Consider the following 22624-nt stretch of genomic DNA (forward strand, 5'->3'; position numbering starts at 1 on the left):
TCCGGACCCCAAATTGTATGGGGAAAGGATGTGCATGCCATGAAACAAAGAGACGCAAAATTTACGATTGGCGAGGTTGTTCGCCACAAGGTGTTTCCGTTCCGCGGCGTGGTATTCGACGTAGACCCGGAATATGCCAATACCGAAGAATGGTGGAACGCAATTCCAGCGGAAATCCGTCCGGATCGCGACCAGCCGTTTTACCACCTGTTGGCGGAAAACGATGAGACCGAATATGTCGCCTATGTCTCGGAACAGAACCTGATCCATGACGAGAGCGACCAGCCGTTGCGCAATCCGAATATCACCCGGATATTCGACACCACGCCAACCGGCGATCTACGCGCGAAAGCGGCCATGACGCACTGATCTCCCAAACGGAGCGTCACCCAACAAAAAACCGGCCTGATAACAGGCCGGTTTTTTTAATGTCGTGAATGACGATATTAGTTTGCAGGTTTGGTCTTTGCAGCATCCTGAGCAGCTTCCAGCTTCTTGCGAGCTTCTTCTGCCTTCTTCTGCATGCCTTCCTGTAGCGAACGCTGGCTTTCAGCGAGCTGGGACTGCGTGATTGGCTGGCCGTCATAAGCGCCCGTGAAGCCGCTGAGAGCGATCTTGATCGGGTTTGGCGCGCGGCGGAAGTTGATGGAGGTGAACACGATTTCCGTGCCCTTCTTCATGCTGGCAATCATTGCATCCGTCAGCGGCACTTCAGCTGTGCACTTGTCTGGAAGGCAAACCGCGTAGTCAAGCTTCTGGCCCTTGGCACCATCGATCTGCATCATGACGCCCGGAGGCAGCAAGCGTGCGGTTGGAACCGAAACCTGAAGAAGCTTGCGGTTGACCTTGCCTTCAACGCTGATGAGGCCGACAGCCGTAATCATCTGGCCGTTCTGGGCAAGAACAACGTTCTGCACGACGCAAACATCATTGTCTTCCTGCTTGCTGCATGTCTTGAACCAACCGAGCGGGGGTGCGCCAGCACCTCCGGCAGCCGGAGCTGCCTGCTGAGCCTGCGACACGGCAGGTGCAGACACGGCACCCAGAGAAGCAACGACAGCAGCTAGGGCTGCGCGGGTGAATGTGTTTGCGTTTTGCATCATAAGAGTTCCGTCTCCTAAAATTTTTTATGCGAAGCAGAACGGATCGAACTGCTCAACATCACCGGTATCCGTCTGCCCGTTCCACTGTCGTTTAAATGAGGCAAATGCGTGACCCGACTGTTTCGGCAACCCTGTTACATCCCGTTGGGCGCGATATCCAGCACTTCTTTGAACTTTTCTTGAGCGCCGACAGATTTTCTCTCGTCGGATGTCTGCCATAGTTGGGTGTGATACATTCCCGCGGGAATCAATACAAGACGAGCGGCGTTTGCCTCACGTAGCAATCCCGTGATTAAACAGCCCGAATGCGACAGGACAACTAACATGCGAAGCCTTTTGGCGTTCATCCCCGCCCTTCTTTTTTCCGGTCTGGCGTTGGCGGAACCCCTCCATGGAATTTCGATGCATGGGACTGTTGCCCTGTCTCCCGACTACAAAAATTTCCCCTATGTGAACCCTGATGTCAAAAAAGGCGGACGCATTTCCTATGGCGTCGTCGGCACCTTCGACAGCCTCAATCCCTTTGTTCTGAAGGGCATGCGCACCACCGCCCGTGGCGTATGGGATCCGGAATTCGGCAATCTTCTCTATGAACCATTGATGCAGCGCTCCGGCGATGAACCATTCTCGCTCTATGGCCTGCTGGCTGAAAGCGCCGAGTGGGACGACGACCGCACCTACATCCAGTTCAACATCAACCCGAAAGCAAAATGGCAGGATGGCCAGCCGGTCACGCCAGATGATGTGATCTTTACGTTCAATCTTTTGAAGGAAAAAGGTCGCCCGCCCTTCAACAGCCGCCTGAATGGCGTGGCGAAAATGGAGAAGGTAGGTGAACATGGCGTTCGCTTCACCTTCAACGAGAATGCGAATCGCGAGACGCCGCTCATCCTTGCCTCTTCGACGCCGATTTTGCCCAAGCACGCAATCGATCAGGCCACATTCGAACAGAGCGGCCTCGGCCCGGTCGTTGGCTCCGGTCCTTACCGAATCAAATCTCTGCGACCAGGAGAGCGGATCGTCTGGGAACGCGACCCGAACTACTGGGGCAAGGACGTGCCGTCAAAGGTCGGTTTCGACAATTACGACGAAATCAGCATCATCTATTTCCTTCAGGTCACGACCATGTTCGAGGCGTTCAAGAAGGGCGATATCGACATCTACCCGGAAGGTGATGCCATCAACGGCACGTCCGACACCTCCCATTGGGGGCAGGCCTATAACTTCCCCGCCGTTCATCGCGGTGAAATCGCCCGGGATGTTTTCGAATCCCGCTTGCCATCCGGCATGTTCGGCCTAGTATTCAACACCAGACGTGCCATGTTTGCGGATGAAAAAGTGCGCGAAGGCCTTTCTTTCGCGCTCGATTTCGAATGGATGAACCGCAATATTCTGGGCGGCGCTTTCAAGCGCACGCAAAGCTACTGGCAGAACTCCGCGCTGGGTGCCTTCGGTAATGCCGCCGATGCGCGCGAACTCGCCTTGTTGGGCGATGCTGCCAAGAAACTACCACCGGCACTTCTGGCTGGCACCTATGCCATGCCTGTCACCGATGGTTCGGGCGCAGACCGCAAGGTGCTGAAGCTTGCCGTCGATAGGCTGAAGGAAGCCGGTTATACGATCAAGAAGGGCAAGATGTCGGACGCCAATGGCCGGGCGCTGACCTTCGAGATCATGACGCAGAACCCGGCGCAGGAACGGATTGCGCTTGCCTATCAACGTTCGCTGAAACTGATCGGCGTCGATATGGCCATTCGCTCTGTCGATGACGGGCAATATCAGGCCCGCTCCAACAGTTTCGACTACGATATGATCATCCGCTCGCTGCCCTCTTCGCTGTCGCCGGGTGCAGAACAGCTGAACCGCTGGGGCTCGGATTCGCGTGATGCCAATGGCAGCTTCAACTATGCGGGCGTTGCCGACCCCGATGTGGACCGCATGCTGGAAGCTCTGTTGCAGGCGCGCTCCACAGAAGATTTTCAAGCCGCTGTGCGAGCCTATGACCGCCTGCTGACTGGCGGGCATTACATCATTCCGCTTTACTACATCGGCGCGCAGTGGGTGGCCCGCTGGAAATACATCGAGCGACCAGAGTCCACACCGCTTCTGGGCAACCAGAAAACGACGTGGTGGGACAAGCGCGTTCAGTAACGCTGCGGGACATGGTTCTCTTCAGGTAACGCCTTGCGCAAGCGCAGCAACGCCCCTAGATGGGGCACAGATTTTCAGGTCCGAAAGGGAAGCACCATGCAACGCATTGTTATCGACGTCGTCTCGGACATGGTCTGCCCCTGGTGTTATCTCGGCAAGGCTAGGCTTGATCTGGCGCTGGCAGAAGTACTGGATGAGGTGAGCGTCGACGTGAACTGGCGTCCCTACCGCCTCAACCCGGATTACCCGCCTGAGGGTGTGGACCAGAAGGCCGAGCTGGAAAAAAAGCTGGGCGGCAAGGACAAGGTCGAGCAGGCGCATGAGATGCTGACGCAGCTCGGCAAGGAAGTCGGCATCAACTTCGATTTTGACACCATCAAGGTTGGCCCGAATACGCTCGATGCCCACCGCCTGTCGCTCTGGGCGCATGCCGAAGGCCGCGAGTTTCAGGACAAGGTCGTGACAGAACTCTTCCGCGCCAATTTCGAGGAAGGCCTCAACATTGGCGACCACAAGGTTCTGGCCGATATCGGCGAGAAGGCTGGTATGAACCGTGAGGTCGTTGAGAAGCTTCTGGCATCCGACGCCGATAAAGATACCGTCATTGCCGAAATCGATGCCGCTCAGCAGATGGGCGTTGCGGGCGTTCCCTTCTTCATTCTCGACCAGAAATACGCTGTCAGCGGCGCGCAAAGCAAGGAAGTGCTGATTAATGCACTGCGGGATATTGCCAGAATGAAGCTGGAAGAGCATAGGGCAATGAACTGATCGTCAGCGCCTCCCCGCTGTCGATTTCCGGCCCCTAATATTTTCAGGTGTTTCCGTGTCCGATAGCACGTTGAAGGGCATTCTGCTCGCATTCGCAGCCTTTGCTGCCTACGCGTGGAGCGATGCGAGCGTGAAGCTCATCGAAGGGCAATTGTCGCCCTTCCAGTCCGCCTTTTTCGGCGCACTTTTCGGCCTCTGCGCCTTGCCCTTCATCCGCAAACGCAATGATGACTGGCGCGATATTGTTCGCACCACCAACCGTCCGCTCTGGTTACTGCGCTTCGTGACATCCGGCCTCGGTGCCATCACCTCGGTTACGGCCTTCACCCATCTCTCCATGGCCGAGGCCTTCGCGCTCATCTTCCTGCTGCCAGCCTTCGTCACCATCATGTCCGTCGTCTTCCTGAAAGAACAGGTTGGCATCAAGCGCTGGTCCGCCGTCATCATCGGCTTTGCGGGCGTATTGATCATTCTGCGTCCGGGATTTCGCGAGCTTTCGACCGGTCATTTCGCCGCCATTGTCGCTGGCCTCTGCGGCGCGATCTCCATCGTCATCTTCCGCGCCATGGGGCCATCGGAAAAGAACATCTCGCTCTATGGCGCAGGCTTGCTGGGAACGCTGGCGATTTGCGGTGTGGCGATGACGTCGTCGTTTACGCCGCCCAATGCCGAGCAATGGATGTTCCTGGCCGGTTACGGACTGCTTGGCGCGCTGGCCAACGTGCTGGTCATGTATGCTGCGAAATACGCGCCTGCGGCGGTCATTGGTCCCACCCAGTACAGCCAGATGTTGTGGGCGATCCTGTTCGGTTACCTGATTTTCGGCGACCATATTGATGGCTGGATGTTTGTCGGCATCGCGCTGATCATCGGCTCGGGAATGATCACGCTCATACGTGAGCGGCAGAGACATGTTGCACTTCCAACATCGGTCGCGGCGGCAGACCAGAATGTCGCCGTCGCGATGACACGGAAAGGTGATGAGGCGAAGACGGACTGATCAGCCCGTCTTCAATCGACCATCAATCGCAGACACGCACGCGGTACATGTCGCCGTAGCCATCCTGACGCCATGCCAGATGGCAGCGGTGATAGACCGGCTCATAGACAACGGGTGGGCCATAGACGGGCTGGCCGTAAGCGGGTCCATAGCCGTAGCCATATCCATAACCCGGCGAACCATAATAGTGGTGGGATGCTCCAGCAATCAGCGCGCCGCCGAGAACGCCCCCTGCTAGACCGGCGACGACGCCGCGTCCAAAATTATTGCGTGCTTCTGCCTGGCTGGTGGTGGCAATTGTGGTACCCGCAATTGTCAAGGCAAGCAGACCAGCGGTGACAAATCTATTCATCGTCCACATAGTCCTGCTCCTTAAGTGTGTGAGGGCAGCAACCAATGCCACCGACACGGTGAGACTATGCTTTCAACGGCTACCGCCGCATGTCCGTTTCATTAAATCTCGGTAAGGAATGGGAGTAGGTTATCACGGTAGCATGATGACTGTTTTGCCAACGCGCTCGTCCCGTGTGATCCGGTTAAGACCAACCTTAGCCATTCGAGACGCCCCTTGCTTCCGTCATACCGGCCTTGAGCCGGTATCCAGTCAGCCCAAGTCCTTGGGCGGAAAGAACGTTTTTCGCCGCGCAGACGCGCGTCTGCTGGCCCCTACTAGCCAAGTGCGGAGTGACGGGGAGAAACTGCTAAAACCTCGATATTAAGTCTTCGCAAGCTCCGCAAGCTGCGTCATCACCAGTGCCGCACCCGCTAGACGCTTCTCAGGCGTCGGCAGATCGCGGGTCAGGAACACGCTGTGATCTGGCCTGATCTTGGCCATGGAGCCCTGCTTGCCGATATAGCCCACAAGTGCTGCGGGGTTCGGGAATTGCTTGTTGCGGAACTGGACGACGACGCCCTTTGGACCGGCATCCAGCTTTTCGACATTGGCGGTGCGGCAGAGCGACTTGACGTAGACGATCTTGAGCAGGTGCTGCACTTCCTTCGGCAGCGGGCCGAAGCGGTCGATCATTTCGGCACCGAAGCCATCGATTTCGCCGAGATCGGTCAACTCGCCAAGGCGACGATAGAGACCCATGCGCAGGTGCAGGTCCGGCACGTAAGCCTCGGGGATCATGACCGAGGTGCCAACGGAAATCTGCGGCGACCAGCCGCTGTCGATGACATCGTCCTCGCCCTTCACTTCGGCCACGGCCTCTTCTAGCATCTGCTGGTAAAGCTCGAAACCGACTTCCTTGATATGGCCGGACTGTTCTTCGCCCAGCAGGTTGCCCGCGCCGCGAATATCGAGGTCATGGCTGGCCAGCTGGAAGCCAGCGCCCAGCGTATCGAGCGATTGCAGAACCTTCAGGCGCCGCTCCGCCATGGTCGTCAGCACCTTGTTGACCGGCAGCGTAAACAGGGCGAAGGCGCGAACCTTGGAGCGACCGACACGGCCACGAAGCTGGTAGAGCTGTGCGAGGCCGAACATATCGGCACGGTGGACGATCAGCGTGTTGGCGGTCGGCACATCTAGCCCGGATTCAACGATGGTGGTGGAGAGTAGCACATCATATTTGCCGTCATAGAAGGCGTTCATGATGTCTTCCAGCTCACCCGCTGCCATCTGGCCGTGAGCGACAGCGACCTTCAGCTCCGGCACGTCGGATTGCAGGAAGGCGTGAATGTCAGCCAGATCGGCAAGACGCGGGCAGACATAAAAACTCTGGCCGCCGCGATAATGCTCACGCATCAGCGTTTCACGGATGACCAGCGCATCGAACGGCGAAATGAAGGTGCGCACCGCCATGCGGTCCACCGGTGGCGTGGTGATCAGCGACAGTTCGCGAACGCCCGTCATGGCAAGCTGCAACGTGCGCGGAATGGGAGTGGCCGACAGCGTCAACACATGCACGTCGCTTTTCAGTTCCTTCAGGCGTTCCTTATGCTTCACGCCAAAATGCTGCTCTTCATCGATGATGAGAAGGCCGAGATTGGCGAAATTGATGCCAGCGCCGAGCAGCGCGTGGGTACCGACGACGATATCCGTCTTTCCCTCGGCCACTTCCTTCTTCGTCAGCGCCAGTTCCTTCGTGCCAACGAGGCGCGATGCCTGCTGAACGCGGATCGGCAGACCACGGAAGCGTTCGGAGAAGGTGCGGAAATGCTGCCGTGCCAGCAACGTTGTCGGCACGACGACAGCCACTTGCACACCATTCATGGCGGCGAGGAATGCGGCGCGCAGCGCCACTTCCGTCTTGCCGAAACCGACGTCACCGCAGATCAGGCGATCCATCGGGCGACCTGCCCCCAGATCGTCGCGAACGGAATCGATGGCGTTCTGCTGATCTTCCGTCTCGTCATAGGGGAAACGCGCAGCAAATTCGTCGTAGAGGCCATCGGGCGCAATCAGCGTCGGGGCGTGGCGCACCATGCGCGCTGCTGCGATGCGAATGAGATCGCCCGCCATATCCAGCAGGCGCTTCTTGAGCTTGGCCTTGCGCATCTGCCATGCGCCGCCACCCAGCTTGTCGAGATTGGCTTCCGCCGCATCCGAACCGTAGCGGGACAAGAGGTCGATGTTTTCGACCGGCAGGAAAAGCTTGGCCTCATCGGCATAATGAAGCTCGAGGCAATCGCGTGGCGCACCCGCCGCCTCGATAGTGCGCAGACCAACGAAGCGCCCGATACCATGTTCGGCGTGAACGACGAGCGAACCCTCGTCCAGACCGGCGACTTCCGAGATGAAATCCGCTCCGCGTTTGCGGCGCTTGGAGCGGCGCACCATTCGGTCGCCGAGAATATCCTGCTCACCGATGACGGCGAGGTTGCCCATTTCAAAACCGGCTTCAAGGCTTAGAACCGCAGCCGCGGCCTCACCCTTGCCGAGCTTCTCAATCTCCTTGAACGACTGGATGGTCTTGATGTTCTCAAGGCCATGCTCGTTCAGAACCTGCAACATGCGGTCGAGCGAACCTTCCGACCAGCCCGTGATCAGAACCTTCCAGCCCTTGGACCGGCGTTCCGCGATGTGCTTTACAGCAAGGCTGAACACATTGACGCGCTCTTCGCTCTCGCTTTCCGTCTGCGATTTCGCCCAGCGCGGGCCGACATGGGCATCCAGCGTTGCAACCGGCTTTTCCTGGCTGTCCTGCTCGTTAAAGGGCGTCAGGCGCACCGCATTGACGGCGTTCAGTGTCTCGGCGAAGCTCTTGCCGCCAAGGTAGATCTGGCTTGGCGACACCGGCTTGTAGGGCGCGCCTTGGGTTGCGCCCTTCGTCTGGCCGGATTGCTGCCGTGCCTCGAAATAATCATGTACCAGCTTGGACCGCTCGACGGCGGCTTCCCGCGCGGTATGGTCGGTGACGATGCGGAAACCCTGGAGATAATCGAAGGCCGTTTCCAGTTTTTCGTAAAACAGCGGCAGCCAGTGTTCCATGCCCGCATAACGGCGCCCCTCAGACACGGCCTGATACAGTGCATCGTCCCGCGTCGCGGCACCGAAGAGCGACAGGTAATTCTTGCGGAAACGGCTGATCGTATCCGGCGTCAGCGTCACCTCGCTCATCGGATTGAGGTCAAGCGAGCGGGCCTGTCCGATGGTGCGCTGGCTGGCGGGGTCGAAGGTGCGGATGCTCTCCAGCGTATCGCCGAAGAAATCCAGCCGCACCGGCTCTTCCGTACCGGGCACGAACACATCGAGAATACCGCCGCGCACCGCGAACTCGCCCACTTCGCGCACCGTCGCAACACGGTCGAAGCCGTTACGCTCCAGCCGTGCGGCGATGTCGTCCATGCGGATCTGGTTGCCGGGCTTGGCCGAGAACGCAAGGCTCTCGATGACATCGCGCGGGGCCATCTTCTGCAACATGGCATTGACGGTCACCAGCACGATGGCCGGGTGCGGCTTTTTCTGATGGTGGATAAGACCGGACAGGGTGGCAAGGCGGCGAGCCGACACATGCGCGCTGGGCGACACGCGGTCGTAGGGCAGGCAATCCCAGGCGGGGAGGCTCAGAACGGGAATATCAGGGGCAATGAAGCTAAGCATCTGCTCCAGATCGGCCACACGTTGACCATCGGAGAGCACGTAGGCAACAGGCGTGCCCTGCCGCGCCAGATCCGCGAGCAAGAAGGCTTCCGTGCCCGAGGGCACGTTGCCGATGGTCAGCGGCGTATCGGCCGATGCCACCAGCCTGACATCGAATCCGGCTATCATTTTGGGGTGTGTCCGTTCTGGGCCATGACCAGATCGAAATCCGGGCGGTAGGAAATGATGGTCTGAAACAGGGGCGTCTGAAATTTTTCAGGAATGGCCTGCGCGCCCGTTACCATCTGAACGAGGTCCTGATCTTCCTCGTTCATGATGATTTCAAGCTCGTCCAACTGCTCATCGGAAAGGTCCGCAATGTTCTCTTCCGCGAACTGGCCCAGAACGAGGTCCATTTCCCGGATACCGCGATGCCAGCACCGATAAAGAATTCGCCTGCGCCTCGGATCGAGGTCGGCGCTTGTGCGCACCAGTCCTGTCATCGCATTCACCCGTTTGTTGACTTGGACTTTCCTATAGAACAGGACAGGAACGATTGGGAACCGGTTTTTATCGAAATATTGTCGCACGAGCCAAAAACTGCCGGTGATAAACCGAGTTTATCGCTGTGACGGTCTTGCATTGCGCCCGCCCTTCCACGATTTTGCTCGCCATGCGCCCCGCCCTCCTCGATCCGCTGTTTGCCACCGTTGCCACGCTGACTGGCGTAGGCCCGAAGCTTGCCGATTTGCTGGCGAAGCTTTTAGGCCGGGAAAGTGTCGAGGAAAGCCGCGTTGTAGACCTTCTGTTTCATGCTCCCTACAACATCATCGACCGGCGCAACCGCCCCGGCATCGCGCATGCGCCGCAGGGCTCCATTGTCACCATTCAGGGACGTGTGGACCGCCACCAGCCAGCACCGCCCGGTAATCGTTCCGCACCCTACCGCGTGTTCGTCCATGACGAGACCGGCGAGATCGCGCTGACCTTCTTCCGCGCCCGGGGCGACTGGCTTTCAAAAGCGCTTCCCATCGATGAAGAGGTAATGGTCAGCGGCAAGGTAGACTGGTTCAACGGTCGCGCCTCCATGGTGCATCCCGACTTCATGGTGAAGGTTTCCGAGGCCGACAATCTGCCGCTGGTAGAGCCCGTATACCCGTTGACGGCAGGGCTTTCGCCCAAGGTGTTGAGACGGGCCATCGAAGGTGCGCTGACCAAACTGCCGGTCTTTCCCGAATGGATCGATGAGACGCTGGCCGCACGCCAAAGCTTTCCGCATGTGGCAGATGCGTTCCGCGAGCTTCACGACCCACGCGATGAGACTGATATCGATCCGCAGGCCCCTGCCCGGCGACGTCTGGCCTATGACGAATTTCTGGCCGGTCAGCTTTCGCTTGCACTGGTGCGGCAAAGACTGCGCAAGGTCACCGGCCAACCCATCCGCGCCAAGGGCGATTTTGCCGCCAAAATTCTGGCGAACCTGCCGTTTTCAATGACGGCAAGCCAAAGTGCTGCTGTAAAAGACATTCTGACCGACATGGCAAGCGAAGACCGCATGTTGCGCCTGTTGCAGGGCGATGTCGGAGCGGGTAAGACGCTGGTGGCGCTGATGGCCATGGCGACAGCGGTAGAGGCTGGCGGTCAGGCGGTGCTGATGGCACCGACGGAAATTCTCGCCCGCCAGCATTTCGCGACGATCTCGAAATTCGCCGCTGCCGCTGGTATCTCCTGTGAGGTCCTGACCGGTCGCACCAAGGGCAAGGAACGCCGCGAGATCGAGGAGCGCATCGCTTCCGGTGAGGCGCAGATCGTCATCGGCACCCATGCGCTGTTTCAGGATAGCGTCAGCTACAAGAACCTCGTTCTGGCGGTGGTGGATGAGCAGCACCGCTTCGGTGTGCACCAACGCCTGCGGCTAACCGCCAAGGGAATCTCGCCGCATATGCTGGTCATGACGGCAACGCCCATTCCCCGTACGCTGGTTCTGGCTGCTTTTGGCGACATGGACGTTTCCAAGCTGACGGAGAAGCCTGCTGGCCGCAAGCCGATCACCACCGTAACTATCCCAACGGAGCGCATCGGCGACATCGTAGCGCGGCTGAAAAGCGCGCTCGCGGAAGGCAAGAAAGCCTACTGGATTTGCCCACTGGTGGAAGAGTCGGAAGAGTCTGATCTGATGTCCGCAGAGGAACGCCATGCCGTTCTTGCGAAGTCACTGGGCGCAGACATAGGCCTCATTCATGGCCGCATGAGCGGGCCGGAGAAGGATGCAGCGATGCTGGCCTTCAAGAGCGGCGAAACCCGCCTGCTTGTGGCGACGACCGTGGTCGAAGTGGGCGTGGACGTGCCAGATGCGACCATCATGGTCATCGAACACGCAGAAAACTTCGGCCTTGCTCAGCTGCACCAGTTGCGCGGGCGCGTGGGGCGGGGTGACGAAGCCTCCACCTGCATTCTGCTCTACAAGGGACCGCTCAGCGAAAACGGCAAAGCACGCCTTTCCATTCTGCGCGATAGCGAAGACGGCTTTCTGATTGCCGAGGAAGACTTGAAGCTGCGCGGCGAAGGTGAGCTTCTGGGCACGCGCCAATCCGGCACGCCGGGCTTTCGCATCGCCAGCCTCGAAGCCCACGCCGACCTCCTCGAAATCGCCCGCAAGGACGCCGCCTATATTATCGAGCGCGACCCGGAACTATCAAGCGAGCGAGGCCGCAATCTGCGCACCCTGCTCTACCTCCATCGCCGTGACGAGGCGATCCGTTTCCTCCATGCAGGCTAACGATCATGAATGACATGCCCCTACCGCCAGCCGCCTTCTGCAAAGGCTACGCCCTCTGCTCGCCAGACAATCTACTGCTGCCGGACACCTTTGCCAAAAGCGAAAAGAAGGCCATCGGCAAGACCTTCAAGAAACCGGGGCGAAAGAAAGCATGGGCGAAGGCGCGGGAAGAAGGCTGGAGCGTGCGTTTCGTCTATATGCGCGTGTTCGTGCCGGTGTTCCACTCGACATCGACTGCTGGCAGCGAGGTGTTTGACGAGGATTGAAACGGACCATTTCATGGTCTGTCTTTGAACGGTAGTTCTCAAATCGAGACTGAGATGCAGATATCTGTAACCGATGCGAAAGCACAACTGACCGATCTCGTTCGCCGTGCTGAAGCGGGTGATGAGATTGTGACGCTTCACGGTCATCCTGCCGTGCGCCTCGTGCCCATTAATGCTGTCGTAGAGGCGTCAGCCCGCAGGCGTATAATTGAGGAAATCCGTGCGTCGGCGGCACAAAAACGAACCGATGGCCCCAGTGCTGCGCTCAGCCAGGATTTTCTCTATGGCAACGATGGCCTTCCTGAATGATCGCGGCGCTGTAACCATCAAACCGGCGCGATTGCCTTCGGCAGCTCGAAATCCGGCGCAACAAGTCCACCCGAGATCAGAAGTTTGGCACCGTCTTCCGGGGTCATATCCAGCATGATGATCTTGTCTTTTGGTACGAACAGCAGGAAGCCTGCGGTGGGAACCGGCGTCGGTGGCAGGAAGACGGCGACCATTTCCTGACCAATTTCGTTGAAGCGGTAAGCCATTTCGCCTTTGGCGTCCGACGCCACGAAAACCATGGCCCACGTGCCGGGCGATGGAAACTCTATGAGGCCGACTTTTTTGAACGAGCTGGAGTGTTCTTTCAAAACGGATTCGAAAAGCTGCTTGATGCTTTTATAGATGGGCCGAACGAACGGCATGTGGTTGAGAATGGACTCACCAAAACCTACAACCCATTTGCCGATGAGGTTGTTTCCTAGAAACCCAATCAGCGTAATGCCGATGACGGCGACCAGAAGGCCGAAGCCGGGAATGGCGACATCGAAATACTGCTCGGGATCGTAACGTGCTGGAATATAAGGCTTAACCCAGCTATCGACCCATTGCAGGAATGTCCAGACCAGCCACATGGTAATCGTGACCGGCGCCAGAATGAGGATGCCAGTCAGAAAATTATTACGCAACCGCGTGGCAAAGGAAACTTTGAGTGGGTGATCTTTCATACAATCCGTGGGGCTGTTGTTCGGTATCACCAAAGAAGGTTGGATGATAACGGACAATGCAGGAGGGGGTTCCTCCCCGCAAGGCCGGCTATCATGAAATGTTCGTCATGATTGGCCGCCGCCGCGCAGCTATTTTAAACCGGACAAACGGGCAACGGCGGATTTTGCGCCCTCGCCCGCGCACCAGATTACTCCACGGTCACCGATTTCGCCAGATTGCGCGGCTGGTCCACATCCGTGCCCATGAAGACGGCGGTGTGATAGGCCAGAAGCTGGATCGGCAGCGAGAAGACCATCGGGGCGATGATTTCGTCGACGTTCGGCAGAACGATGGTCGCCATGGTTTCGAGCTTGGAGGCAGCCGCGCCCTTCTCGTCGGTGATGAAGATGATCCGGCCGCCGCGAGCTGCGACTTCCTGCATGTTGGACACGGTCTTTTCGAAAAAGCGGTCATGCGGGGCGATGACGATAACGGGCATGTTCTCGTCGATCAGCGCGATGGGCCCATGCTTCAATTCGCCTGCGGCATAACCTTCGGCGTGGATGTAGGAGATTTCCTTGAGTTTGAGCGCGCCTTCCAGCGCCAGCGGGAAGCTGGTGCCGCGACCGAGATAAAGCACGTCCTTGAAGCGGGAGAGATCGCGCGACAGGGTTTCGATCTGCGGCTGGATGGCGTTCAGGACTTCGCTCATCACGCGCGGCATTTCGATAAGGTGGCGAACGAGGTCCGTTTCCTGCTCAACCGTCAGCGTACCGCGCGCCTTGCCTGCGGCAATGGCAAGCGAAGCCAGAACGGCCAACTGGCAGGTGAAGGCCTTGGTGGAGGCAACGCCGATTTCAGGGCCGGCCAGAATCGGGAACACCGCATCCGACTCGCGCGCCATGGTCGATTCGCGGACGTTGACGACCGTGCCGATCTTCAGGCCGTTTTCTTGGCAATAGCGCAACGATGCCAGCGTATCCGCCGTCTCGCCGGATTGCGAAATGAAGAGTGCGGCCTGCGTCGGCAGAAGCGGCATTTCGCGGTAGCGGAATTCCGAGGCGACATCGATCTCCACCGGCAGGCGTGCATAGCGCTCGAACCAGTATTTGCCGATGAGGCCGGACAGATAGGCCGTGCCGCAGGCGGAAATGGCGAGGCCTGTGAGCTTGGCAAAATCGATGGCGGGGTCGGCATCTTTCACGCGCTTTTCAGCGAAATCCACATAGTGGCTCAGGGCGTGGGAAATGACTTCCGGCTGCTCGTAGATTTCCTTTTCCATGAAGTGGCGGTGGTTGCCCTTGTCCACCACATAAGCCGTCGCCTGCGAGATTTGTCGCTGGCGCTGGACGGGATTGCCGGAGAAATCGATAATTTCTGCACCCTTGGCGGTGAGAATGGCGCAATCGCCATCCACAAGATAGGTGATTTCATTGGTGAAAGGCGAAAGCGCAATCGCGTCCGAGCCGAGGAACATTTCACCGCGTCCGTAACCGATGGCGAGCGGCGGGCCGGAGCGTGCAGACAGAAGCGTAGTAGGGTCATCCTGGAACATGACGCCCAGCGCGTAAGCACCGGTGACACGGTTCAGCATGGCCAGCATTGCGGCGCGGTGGTCCAGCCCTTCGCGGGTGAACTTGGCCAGAAGCTGGGCCACGACTTCCGTATCCGTCTGCGTGGTGAAGGTGGCACCGTCTGCCGCCAACTCATCGCGCAGTTCCGAGAAGTTCTCGATGATACCGTTATGAACGACGGCGACGCCATCCACGAAATGCGGATGCGCATTGGTTTCGTTCGGCACGCCGTGGGTTGCCCAGCGGGTGTGGGCAATGCCCGTCAGGCCGGGTAGCGGCTCTTCCGACAGCTTCTTTTCCAGATTGAAAAGCTTGCCTTCCGCACGGCGGCGGGCCAGTGCGCCATCATGGATCGTTGCAACGCCAGCGGAGTCATAACCCCGATATTCCAGCCGCTTGAGCGCATCCACAAGTCGCTCCGCAACCGGCTGCGTTCCAACGATTCCAACAATGCCGCACATGCAATTCTCCGAGGTATTTTATGTTGACCGAAGTCCTAGCGATTTCCGCAAAAATCGCAATTGCAACCGCGGTCACTTTCAATGTCTATCCGTTACGATTGTCAGGACTTCTTCTTGGCGTCCTTGATGGCCTGCGCGCGGGCGCGAAGAGCGGTTGCACGTCCCTCCTTCACCTCCTGCCGGGCACGACCAAAGGCCAGCGCATCGGCGGGCACATCGTCCGTAATCACGCTGCCGGAGGCGACATAGGCGTCGTCGCCAATCGTCACCGGCGCAACCAGCGAGGAGTTGGAGCCGACAAAGGCGTTTTTGCCGATGCGGGTTTCGTGCTTGTTGATGCCATCATAATTGCAGGTAATCGTCCCTGCCCCGATATTGCTGCCCGCACCAACGAAGGCATCGCCGATATAGGTCAGGTGATTGACCTTGGCACCCTCACCGATCTCGGCCTTCTTGACCTCGCAGAAATTGCCGACCTTGGAATTGGCGGCGAGATTGGCGCCGGGGCGAAGCCGCGCATAGGGACCAACCGCCGCGCCGCCGCTGACATGCGCGCCTTCCAGATGCGAAAAGGCATGAATGACAGCACCCGATTCGATGGTCACACCGGGCCCGATCACCACATTTGGCTCGATAAGCGCATCCTGCCCGATTTTGGTGTCCCAGGACAGAAACACGGTTTCTGGCGCGATCATCGAGACACCATCGATCATGAACTGATGGCGGGCGCGCTCCTGCCAGAGTTTTTCGATGTAAGCCAGTTCGGCGCGGTTATTGCAGCCGGTCAGTTCTGTCTCAGGCGCATCGATGGCGATGGCCTTGCCGCCTAGCGAGCGGGCTATTTCCACTACGTCCGTGAGATAATATTCGCCCTTGGCATTATCGTTGCCGATGCGAGTGAGCAGATCGAGCGCGCGGCGGCCATTGATCGCCATCAGGCCGCTGTTGCACCACGTGACCTTGCGCTCGTCCTCGGTCGCATCTTTTTCCTCGCGGATAGCAACGAGTTCGCCATTCTCCACCAGCAGACGACCGTAGCCGGTCGGCTTGTCGGTGTGGAAACCAATGACCACGACATCGACATTGTCGCTCAGCGCCTGACGCGCCTTGTTCAGCGTTTCGGATGTCAGCAGCGGCACGTCGCCATAGGCAATCAGAACATCGTCATAACCGCTTTCGATGGCAGCACGCGCTGCCAGCACGGCGTTGCCGGTGCCCAGACGCTCTTTCTGAAGATAGGGCTCGACGCTGACGCCAGCGCTGCGCGCCGCATCCGCCACCTTGTCCGCATCACGGCCCACCACAAGCGCGGCAGCACTGACGCCCGCGCCTGCCACCGCCTGCATCACATGCGCAATCATCGCCCGGCCAGCCACCGGATGCAGCACCTTCGACATGGATGACTTCATGCGTGTGCTTTCACCAGCGGCGAGAATGACGGCAAGGCAACTGCGTTCCATTGGTATCTCCGACTTGATCGTTCATTTGACCGCCAATCGATGGGCGGGCTCATTTTCCCGCTATAAACGCTCGAGAATAAAGAAACCATGGAAATTGCGTGAATGTTGGAAACCTGCCGTGAGCGGAGGCAAAGAAAAAGCCGCGCCTGTTTCCGGGCGCGGCTTGATTGATGAGACCCACGGTCGTCATGCTCGGGCTTGTCCCGGGCATCTGCCACGTAGCATCCGCAGAAGCGTGGTTAGATCCTCGGGACAAGCCCGAGGATGACGATGGAGGGTGAGGCAGTCCGCGTCTGAACATGCCAGCCGCACGCTCGACTTCACAAGCTTACTTGGCCGCATTCCCCAACTCCGTCATACCGGACTTGATCCGGTATCCAGCCGCCGCGCGTCTGCGCGACGAAACAGTTTTTCGTGGTCAAGGACTTGACCACACTGGCCCCCGGCTCAAGGCCGGGGTGACGGAAGTAAAACCAAGTTACTGCGGCAGCTTGTCGTCTACGCCAGCGACGTAGAAGTTCAGGCCGAGAAGAACCTTGTCTTCAGCCTTTTCGCCAGCCTTCAGCCACTCGGAGCCGTCCTGCTTCTTGATCGGGCCGGTGAAGGGGTGCAACTCGCCGGACTTGATCTTGGCTTCGGTTTCCTCAGCCATTTTCTTCACGTCGTCTGGCATGTTTGTGTAAGGTGCCATGGTGAGAATGCCGTCCTTCAGGCCGTCCCAGATCGATTCGGACTTCCATGTGCCATCCAGAAGCGCCTGCGTGCGCTTGATGTAGTAGGCGCCCCAGGTATCGACGATGGCCGTCATCTGCGTGTTTGGACCGGCCTTGATCATGTCGGATGCCTGACCGAAGGCCTTGATGCCACGCTCGGCAGCAACCTGCATCGGGGCTGTGGTGTCGGTGTGCTGGGTCAGAATATCGACGCCCTGGTCGATCAGCGCCTTGGCGGCATCGGCTTCCTTGCCGGGGTCGAACCATGTGTTGGCCCAGACGACCTTGACCTTGAATTCAGGGTTCACGGACTGTGCGCCGAGAACGAAGGCGTCGATGCCCATCACGACTTCAGGGATCGGGAAGGACGCGATGTAGCCGGCAACGCCCTTTTTCGACATCTTGGCTGCGATCTGGCCCTGAATGTAACGGCCTTCATAGAAGCGCGAATTGTAGGTCGCGAGGTTGTCGGCGTTCTTGAAGCCGGTCGCGTGTTCGAACTTCACCTTCGGGAACTTCTGGGCAACCTTCACGGTCGCATCCATGAAGCCGAACGACGTCGTGTAGATCAGTTCGCAGCCGGAACGGGCCATACGCTCGATGGCGCGCTCGGCATCCGGGCCTTCCGGCACGCTTTCCAGATAAGGCGTTTCGATCTTGTCGCCGAAATGCTTCTGCAATTCCTGACGGCCAATGTCGTGCGCCTGCGTCCAGCCGCCATCGGTCTTGGTGCCGACATAGACGAAGCAGACCTTTTTGGCGTCTGCGGCTTGGGCTGTGGGAACCACGCCGACGATGGCGGCGGCCGAGGCGGCCAGTGCGATGATGAGTTTCTTCATTTTTACCCCTGCTTGGTTAGGCGTGAACCTGGTTTTTTTAACGGTCCGGCACGAACGGTTTCCCGAGCGATGCCGGTGTATTGATCAGCGTTGTGCGACGATTATGGGAGATGATGATGAGGACCACAATAGTCGCTATGTAAGGCATTGCTGAAAGAAGTTGGGACGGCACACCGATGCCGAGAGCCTGCGCGTGCAGCTGGCCAATGGTGACGGCCCCGAAGAGATATCCGCCCGCCAGAACCCGCCATGGCCGCCAGGAGGCAAACACCACCAGCGCCAGCGCAATCCAGCCGCGCCCGGCCGACATGTTTTCCACCCATTGCGGCGTATAGACCAGCGAAAGCTGCGCCCCAGCGAGCCCCGCGCAGGCACCACCGAACGTGACGGCGAGATAGCGCGTACGGATAACGTTGATGCCCAACGCGTGGGCCGAACCGTGATTATCGCCAATGGCGCGGATTTTCAGGCCCGTGCGGCTCTTGAACAGAAACCAGCCGATGCCAATGACCAGCGCAATCGACATGTAGAAGATCAGATCCTGCCGGAACAGCGCCGGGCCGATGACGGGAATCTCCGACAGAACCGGAAAGGCGATGGGCGGCAACTTGACGCCAGGCAGGCCGACGAAGCTCTCGCCCAGCATGCCGGATACGCCAAGCCCGAGAATGGTCAGCGCCAGCCCCGTCGCCACCTGATTGGTGACGAGCGTCAGCGTCAGGAAACCGAAGAGCAACGAGAAAATGGCTCCAGCCGCAATGCCAGCGACGATACCGATATAGGGCGAACCGGTGATATGGGCGGCAGCAAAGGCGCAGACCGCACCCATGATCATCATACCTTCGACACCGAGGTTCAGCACGCCTGCACGCTCCGTCACCAGTTCGCCCAGAGCGGCGATGACCAGCGGTGTTGCGGCGGTAATGACGGTGAGAAGGATCGCCTGAAACATATCCATCATGCGGCTCCTTCGGTATTGCTGCCGCGCCCGAAACGGATGCGGATTTTGTAGATGATCAGCGTATCGCAGGAGAGCACGAAGAACAGCATCAGCCCCTGAAACACGCGCGTGACCTTATCTGACACGCCGATCGAAAGCTGCGCCGCCTCGCCACCCAGATAGGTCAGCGCCAGCACGAAGCCCGACGCGATGATGCCGAGCGGGTTCAGACGGCCCAGAAACGCAACGATGATGGCGGTGAAGCCGTAGCCGGGCGAAATGGACGGCTGCAAATGGCCGATGGAGCCGGAGACTTCCGAAATACCGGCAAGACCGGCCAAAGCGCCAGACAGCACCAGCGAAAACCAGACCATGCCGCGCGAGGAGAAACCGGCAAAGCGCCCTGCCCGTGGCGACTGGCCCAACACCGTGACTTCAAACCCCTTGAGCATGAAGCGCATCATAAACCACAGCGCAATGGCGGCGATGATGGCGAAGACGATGCCCCAATGGGCGCGACCGGATTCCAGAATTTCCGGCAGCACGGCGCTTTCGTTGAAGGCTGTTGTCTGCGGGAAATTATAGCCCGCCGGATCACGCCAGATGCCCCGCGTCAGCCAGTCCAGAAACAGTTGCGCGACATAGACCAGCATCAGGCTGGTCAGGATTTCATTGGTGTTGAAACGGGTTTTAAGCAGCGCCGGAATGCCTGCATACAGCGCACCACCCGCAGCACCCATGAGGAGCATCAGTGGCAGGATCATTGGCGATTGCCATTGCGGATAAAGCACCGGCAGAATGGAGCCGGTGATCGCGCCGATGGTGAATTGCCCTTCGGCCCCGATATTCCAGTTGTTGGAACGATAACAGATCGACAGGCCGACCGCGATCAGGATCAGCGGTGCCGCCTTGATCGCCAATTCGTGCAGCGACCACACCTCCAGCAGCGGATCGATGAAGAAGCTGTAGAGCGCGCTGAACGGGTTCTTGCCCAGCAGGGCAAACATAATGGCACCGAAGACCAGCGTCAGAAACAGCGCCAGCAGAGGCGACAGAATGGCGAAGAGGTTGGAAACGCCTGTGCGTTTTTCGAGTTCAATGCGCATGGGCAACGGCCTCCGCATGTCCGGCGTGAACACCGCCCATCAAAAGTCCGATCTTTTCACGATTCATTTCACCGGCCGGATAGGACTGCGACAGACGCCCATCGGAGATGACAGCAATGCTGGAGGCCACCTCAAAGATTTCATCCAGATCCTGACTGATGACGATAACCGCCGAACCGGCCTTGGCGAGATCGACCAGCGCTTGGCGAATGCGGCTGGCGGCACCGGCATCCACGCCCCAAGTCGGCTGGTTGACGACCAGCACGGATGGCTGGCGATCCAGCTCACGCCCGACGATGAATTTTTGCAGGTTCCCGCCAGAAAGCGAGCCGGCCAGCGGATCATCCCCACTTTTACGGACATCCATGGAGGCGGAAATGCGCTTGGCTGCATTTTTGATGGTGGAACTGCGGATGACCTTCAGAAAACCGCCGCTGAGGAAGGCTTTTCTATCAGAGCGGCAGCGCGCCAGAAGCAGATTGTCGGATAGTGTCATGGTCGGCACGGCGGCGTGGCCGTGGCGCTCCTCCGGCACAAAACCGGCACCCAGCAGGCGGCGGCCATTGATGCCCATGCGCCCCACCGGCTTGCCGCGCAGGAAGATCGAGTCATCCTTTGCCACCGGATATTCGCCGGAAAGAGCATCGAACAGTTCCCCCTGCCCGTTACCGGCAACACCGGCAATGGCCAGAACCTCGCCAGCGCGGACCTTCATGGAGATGTCTTTGAGAGAAACGGCAAAGGGTGTGCGGGCCGCAACGGAAAGACCGATCATTTCCACGCTGACATCACCGATAGTGCAGGTGTCATCCCGCTGAATGCCCGCGACATCCGAACCCACCATCATGCGCGCCAGCGAAGACGGCGTTTCCTTGCGCGGATCGCAAGCGCCCGTCACTTCGCCATGGCGCAGCACGGTTGCCCGGTCACAGATGCGCTGCACCTCTTCCAGACGGTGGCTGATGTAGAGAACCGAACGCCCCTCGGCCTTCAACTTCGCCAGCGTTTCGAACAGGCGGTCGGCTTCCTGCGGCGTCAGCACGGAGGTTGGCTCGTCCAGAATGATAAGCTGCGGGTTTTGCAGCAGCGCACGCACAATTTCGATACGCTGTCGCTCGCCCACGGACAGGTCGGCGACATGAGCGTAAGGATCGAGCGGCAGGCCGTAAGCCTTGGAAAGCGCTTCGGCCTCACGGGCAATTTCTTTCAGCGAAATGTTCGGGTCCAGCGATAGCGCGATGTTTTCGGCAACCGTCAGCGCTTCGAACAGCGAGAAATGCTGGAAGACCATGCCGATGCCGAGCTTGCGCGCCTCACCCGGCGAAGCGATGCGAACCGGCTCACCCTTCCACAGGATATCTCCTGCAGATGGTTCCAGCACGCCAAACAGCATTTTGACCAGAGTGGATTTTCCAGCACCGTTCTCACCCAGCAGCGCATGAATTTCACCGGGCGCAATATCGAGATCGATCGCATTGCAAGCGCCGAATGTTCCAAACAGCTTGGTCAGCTGGCGAACGGACAATAGAGGCGTGGCCCCAGACGTCACCGATCCCGTCACCTGTTCCCCTTTTCCAACCCGCCGCCGCACTTTCTTCGAAGTGTTGAACGACTGGATCGATAACGATGCACTAAATTTGGGCAGTGCCCTTAATCGATACTAAATACCGGTTTTATTGCCGCGCACAACTCTAAAAGACGTTCGAACGAAGGTTTTAAACGACTGACGTTAACGCGCACCAAGCGATGGGAAAAGCTGCATGATACCACCGATGCAATAGAGATAGATGCCGGTGATCACGACGCCCGCAACGACCCAATCCGGGGAGGCAAAGTGCAGCAGCAGCGCATATCCACTCAACACGCACCAAGCCAGGAATACAGCCATATTCAACCACCGCAGGCGCTTGACGCGCACCGGATGAAGAAAATTGATATTCAGGAAGGTCAGGACCACCGAAATCGTCACGACAATCATCGCGGTCGTCGCGCTGGCATCGATGACAAAGAGCGTGAACACCACCATGTTCCACACCACAGGAAAGCCGGAGAAGAAATATTCATCCGTCTTCATGCCCATATCGGCATAATAGATGGCGCTGGACACCACGATCATGCCTGCGGCCACGAAGGACCAGGGCTCGCCGATCATGCCGCTTTGATACAGCGCGAAGGCGGGCAGGAGGACATAGGTAACGTAATCGATGATGTTATCGAGCGTATCGCCGGACCAGTTCGGCAGCACTTCCTTCACCCGCACCTTGCGGGCAATGGGACCGTCGATACCATCGACGGCAAGCGCCAGACCCAGCCACCAGAACATATCGACAAAGCGATGTTCGGCAGCAGCAACGACACCCAGAAAGGCAAGAAAAGAGCCGGAGGCAGTGAGAATGTGGACTGAAAAGGCCCGCATTTCGGCATAGGGCACGCGCTTGTATTTGAATATTTTCATAAGCAGCGCA

20 protein-coding genes are annotated in these 22624 nt (G+C 58.6%); 7 read left to right on the forward strand and 13 right to left on the reverse strand.

The genetic code is table 11. The features are described from left to right. Nucleotides 1-39: 39 nt before the first annotated feature. Nucleotides 40-369, forward strand: coding sequence for a heat shock protein HspQ (gene hspQ, locus AC27VJ_RS11255; RefSeq protein ID WP_488684091.1), 330 nt, complete (start codon nucleotides 40-42; stop codon nucleotides 367-369). 77 nt (nucleotides 370-446) lie between these two features. Here hspQ and AC27VJ_RS11260 read toward each other — a convergent pair whose 3' ends face one another. Further along, nucleotides 447-1103, reverse strand: coding sequence for an invasion associated locus B family protein (locus tag AC27VJ_RS11260; protein WP_113087724.1), 657 nt, complete (start codon nucleotides 1101-1103; stop codon nucleotides 447-449). 134 nt (nucleotides 1104-1237) lie between these two features. Further along, nucleotides 1238-1450: a hypothetical protein gene (locus tag AC27VJ_RS11265; protein ID WP_488684348.1), complete on the reverse strand. Its 213-nt coding sequence runs from the start codon at nucleotides 1448-1450 to the stop codon at nucleotides 1238-1240. Between AC27VJ_RS11265 and AC27VJ_RS11270 the strand changes: the two genes are divergently transcribed. The 3 genes from AC27VJ_RS11270 to AC27VJ_RS11280 all read left to right on the forward strand — a co-directional run bounded on the left by AC27VJ_RS11270 (nucleotide 1428) and on the right by AC27VJ_RS11280 (nucleotide 5022). Then, nucleotides 1428-3254 carry an extracellular solute-binding protein gene (locus AC27VJ_RS11270; protein WP_488684093.1) on the forward strand — a complete coding sequence of 609 codons (1827 nt, stop codon included), beginning with the start codon at nucleotides 1428-1430 and terminating at the stop codon, nucleotides 3252-3254. The genes AC27VJ_RS11265 and AC27VJ_RS11270 overlap by 23 nt on opposite strands. Before the next feature lie 96 nt (nucleotides 3255-3350). Next, complete coding sequence (locus AC27VJ_RS11275; protein WP_488684094.1) at nucleotides 3351-4022, forward strand: DsbA family oxidoreductase; 672 nt, start codon at nucleotides 3351-3353, stop codon at nucleotides 4020-4022. 55 nt (nucleotides 4023-4077) lie between these two features. Beyond that, nucleotides 4078-5022, forward strand: coding sequence for a DMT family transporter (locus AC27VJ_RS11280; protein ID WP_488684095.1), 945 nt, complete (start codon nucleotides 4078-4080; stop codon nucleotides 5020-5022). Between the two features lie 22 nt (nucleotides 5023-5044). Here AC27VJ_RS11280 and AC27VJ_RS11285 read toward each other — a convergent pair whose 3' ends face one another. The 3 genes from AC27VJ_RS11285 to AC27VJ_RS11295 all read right to left on the reverse strand — a co-directional run bounded on the left by AC27VJ_RS11285 (nucleotide 5045) and on the right by AC27VJ_RS11295 (nucleotide 9549). Continuing rightward, entirely contained in the window at nucleotides 5045-5383 is a 339-nt protein-coding gene (locus AC27VJ_RS11285; protein WP_488684096.1) for a hypothetical protein, read from the reverse strand. A 354-nt stretch (nucleotides 5384-5737) separates the two neighbouring features. Beyond that, nucleotides 5738-9235, reverse strand: coding sequence for a transcription-repair coupling factor (gene mfd, locus AC27VJ_RS11290; protein ID WP_488684097.1), 3498 nt, complete (start codon nucleotides 9233-9235; stop codon nucleotides 5738-5740). Further along, entirely contained in the window at nucleotides 9232-9549 is a 318-nt protein-coding gene (locus tag AC27VJ_RS11295) for a succinate dehydrogenase assembly factor 2 (RefSeq protein WP_488684098.1), read from the reverse strand. The genes mfd and AC27VJ_RS11295 overlap by 4 nt, the downstream gene beginning before the upstream one ends. A 170-nt stretch (nucleotides 9550-9719) precedes the next feature. Between AC27VJ_RS11295 and recG the strand changes: the two genes are divergently transcribed. Genes recG through AC27VJ_RS11310 form a run of 3 tightly spaced genes read left to right on the forward strand, consistent with a single transcriptional unit; the run spans nucleotide 9720 to nucleotide 12400 of the window. Further along, nucleotides 9720-11825, forward strand: coding sequence for an ATP-dependent DNA helicase RecG (gene recG, locus AC27VJ_RS11300; RefSeq protein WP_488684099.1), 2106 nt, complete (start codon nucleotides 9720-9722; stop codon nucleotides 11823-11825). Between the two features lie 5 nt (nucleotides 11826-11830). Further along, nucleotides 11831-12091 (forward strand): hypothetical protein, encoded by a 261-nt coding sequence (locus AC27VJ_RS11305; RefSeq protein ID WP_488684100.1) that lies wholly within the window; start codon nucleotides 11831-11833, stop codon nucleotides 12089-12091. A 54-nt stretch (nucleotides 12092-12145) separates the two neighbouring features. Beyond that, nucleotides 12146-12400, forward strand: a complete 255-nt coding sequence (locus AC27VJ_RS11310) for a type II toxin-antitoxin system Phd/YefM family antitoxin (protein ID WP_488684101.1) — start codon at nucleotides 12146-12148, stop codon at nucleotides 12398-12400. Nucleotides 12401-12417: 17 nt separating this feature from the next. Here the strand turns inward: AC27VJ_RS11310 and AC27VJ_RS11315 are convergent, their stop codons facing one another. The 8 genes from AC27VJ_RS11315 to pcsA all read right to left on the reverse strand — a co-directional run bounded on the left by AC27VJ_RS11315 (nucleotide 12418) and on the right by pcsA (nucleotide 22614). Continuing rightward, nucleotides 12418-13086 (reverse strand): DUF502 domain-containing protein, encoded by a 669-nt coding sequence (locus tag AC27VJ_RS11315; RefSeq protein ID WP_488684102.1) that lies wholly within the window; start codon nucleotides 13084-13086, stop codon nucleotides 12418-12420. 188 nt (nucleotides 13087-13274) lie between these two features. After that, a complete protein-coding gene (gene glmS, locus AC27VJ_RS11320) occupies nucleotides 13275-15101 on the reverse strand; it encodes a glutamine--fructose-6-phosphate transaminase (isomerizing) (RefSeq protein ID WP_488684104.1) in 1827 nt (608 codons plus the stop codon). Between the two features lie 101 nt (nucleotides 15102-15202). After that, nucleotides 15203-16561 carry a bifunctional UDP-N-acetylglucosamine diphosphorylase/glucosamine-1-phosphate N-acetyltransferase GlmU gene (glmU, locus tag AC27VJ_RS11325; protein WP_488684105.1) on the reverse strand — a complete coding sequence of 453 codons (1359 nt, stop codon included), beginning with the start codon at nucleotides 16559-16561 and terminating at the stop codon, nucleotides 15203-15205. Between the two features lie 478 nt (nucleotides 16562-17039). Beyond that, nucleotides 17040-18113, reverse strand: a complete 1074-nt coding sequence (locus AC27VJ_RS11330; RefSeq protein WP_488684106.1) for a BMP family ABC transporter substrate-binding protein — start codon at nucleotides 18111-18113, stop codon at nucleotides 17040-17042. A 37-nt stretch (nucleotides 18114-18150) separates the two neighbouring features. Continuing rightward, entirely contained in the window at nucleotides 18151-19071 is a 921-nt protein-coding gene (locus tag AC27VJ_RS11335; protein WP_488684338.1) for an ABC transporter permease, read from the reverse strand. Continuing rightward, nucleotides 19071-20159 carry an ABC transporter permease gene (locus tag AC27VJ_RS11340; protein ID WP_488684107.1) on the reverse strand — a complete coding sequence of 363 codons (1089 nt, stop codon included), beginning with the start codon at nucleotides 20157-20159 and terminating at the stop codon, nucleotides 19071-19073. Before AC27VJ_RS11340 ends, AC27VJ_RS11335 begins: the two co-directional genes overlap by 1 nt. Next, nucleotides 20149-21708, reverse strand: a complete 1560-nt coding sequence (locus AC27VJ_RS11345) for an ABC transporter ATP-binding protein (protein ID WP_488684108.1) — start codon at nucleotides 21706-21708, stop codon at nucleotides 20149-20151. The genes AC27VJ_RS11340 and AC27VJ_RS11345 overlap by 11 nt, the downstream gene beginning before the upstream one ends. Nucleotides 21709-21888: 180 nt before the next feature. After that, entirely contained in the window at nucleotides 21889-22614 is a 726-nt protein-coding gene (pcsA, locus tag AC27VJ_RS11350; RefSeq protein WP_062449926.1) for a phosphatidylcholine synthase, read from the reverse strand. Between the last annotated feature and the right edge of the window lie 10 nt (nucleotides 22615-22624).

The sequence above is a fragment of the Agrobacterium sp. 20P9.1.2 genome (genome assembly GCF_057799395.1).